Here is a 1,671-nt window from a genome sequence, read left to right as displayed (position 1 = left end):
ATAATCTGATCCGCATCCCCAAACTGGTTGCAGCCCAGCCAGCCCAGACCTAGCCTCCCGGACGCGCCAGCCCAACGAGGCCTCCTCAACAGAAAAAAAACGCTTCATTCCTCACGTTTTTCAGCAGACTGCTAGAGCAATTTCCGATCACGTTACGTCGCCAGAGATCGGGCATAGTGCGCGCTGCGGCGGCCCGCACGCACCGTGACAACGTCGATGAGGCTGATAGGAAAGCTTATCAAGCAGTGCAAACTACTTTCGACATGCCGGGTACGCATAGTGACCCACATACAGTTGAAAACGCTCCAGGTCTCCTAAATTACCTAAATTGGATACACCATCAATTCAAATGGAGCACAGCTACGGCCTCGAACCGCTCGATCTTCGCCTCCGTTAAGTGAGAGTTTTGGAAGGGGGTCGAACATCTGGACGGCCCCGCCCTGTGAGCACACGTTGATGAAACCTCATCGTGCGCAGAGGATTTAAGTTACCCTGCAACTTCAACCTCGAGATCCGTAGCGCGCAGGCCCGCTAGTGGTACATGCTGCCACTTCTGAGCGACTGTGCCGTTCTCCGGATAGAGCCAAATTGGGTTGCCTTCTTGCTCTCTGCTATTATTGTTATCGATGCACAGGTTGCGATTGACTAAGCTGTAGATAGGACCTGGGTTCTCCCCAAATTCCCACTGCTGATTAGGGTTAGCAGCGTCGTAGAACTGAAGGTAGAGCCTAGCTTCTCTGATGGCATTACCGCTTGGCGCAAGTGCAAGCCGATCACTTGCGTGCAGCCTAATGGAGCCGGCGGCAAGGTCGATATCCCAGACAATATATCGAAGGGCGGCATGTCTTTTGCGAAGTACAATTGGAGCACCCACTGCCTGATCGTGCACGCCGATCACGAAGTCTTCATTCGCCTTGTATTTGATTATATAGCTTCCCATTTATAAGCATCCTTGCTTTCCGAAAGCGCTGTCCACCGCGCGATGAAGGTCTCAGCGAATTGAGCCTCACCACCACTTGCAGCAATATACGTGCCACCGGAGAACGTTCTGTGCAGTTGGAGAAAGGCGCGAAATCGTGCGCTTCCCTGTGCCCGCGGGATGCTTACATCTCAACGTTGGCTTCCCGACGCGCAATGTCTTCAGTCGGACATGGCTGAATAGTAAGCCGTATGCGCGCCTCTTGCCATGAGATGGTTCGCCCAACACTGCGCGTCCCAAGATTGCTCGGGCGTACCGAGCCGATCCTCATCACGAGGACGAGCCGTGGCAGATTAAGGGAGGCCTTTGTCGGAATCGATGTGGCCAGGCTAAGAAATGCCGTCGGGATTGCGGATGCAGGCCGGGAGGGTAAGGTTCGGTTCTTCGGGAGGTCGATGCTTTCATTATCAAATCAACATGCGCCGCGTCATAGAGCGGATTGCCAACCGGTTTGACCGCGTCCACTTCTGTTACGAGCCGTCCCAACTGGCTATGGTCTTTATCGCCTGATCCGGTCACTCGGCCAAGAATGCACTGTGATGGCGCCATCATTAATCCCAAGCAAGCGTGAGCGTCATCCGGCGACCACGCACTGAGGGCTGATCTGGTCGGCTAGGAAGATCTCGTGGATTGTTTCGTCACGAGGTCACCATGTCAAAAGATAGTTGTAAGGATGGCGATAAGGATAGGCA

1 protein-coding gene and 1 pseudogene are annotated in these 1,671 nt (G+C 54.0%); one reads left to right on the top strand and one right to left on the bottom strand.

The window, feature by feature from the left end; genetic code table 11:
• Positions 1-487: 487 nt before the first annotated feature.
• Positions 488-940: an RICIN domain-containing protein gene (locus ACZYOF_RS43630; RefSeq protein WP_463719571.1), complete on the bottom strand. Its 453-nt coding sequence runs from the start codon at positions 938-940 to the stop codon at positions 488-490.
• Between the two features lie 230 nt (positions 941-1,170).
• Here ACZYOF_RS43630 and ACZYOF_RS43625 point away from each other — a divergent pair.
• Positions 1,171-1,545, top strand: a pseudogene (locus ACZYOF_RS43625) (IS110 family transposase); the annotation flags it as partial.
• Positions 1,546-1,671: the final 126 nt, after the last annotated feature.

The sequence above is a fragment of the Bradyrhizobium sp. LeoA1Lang genome (assembly GCF_055413685.1).
This window is presented reverse-complemented; position numbering and strand designations above follow the sequence as displayed.

Bases quoted from the DNA above. Each gene is read 5' to 3' on its own strand.
- ACZYOF_RS43630 (WP_463719571.1), bottom strand. From the start codon at position 940: ATGGGAAGCTATATAATCAAATACAAGGCGAATGAAGACTTCGTGATC.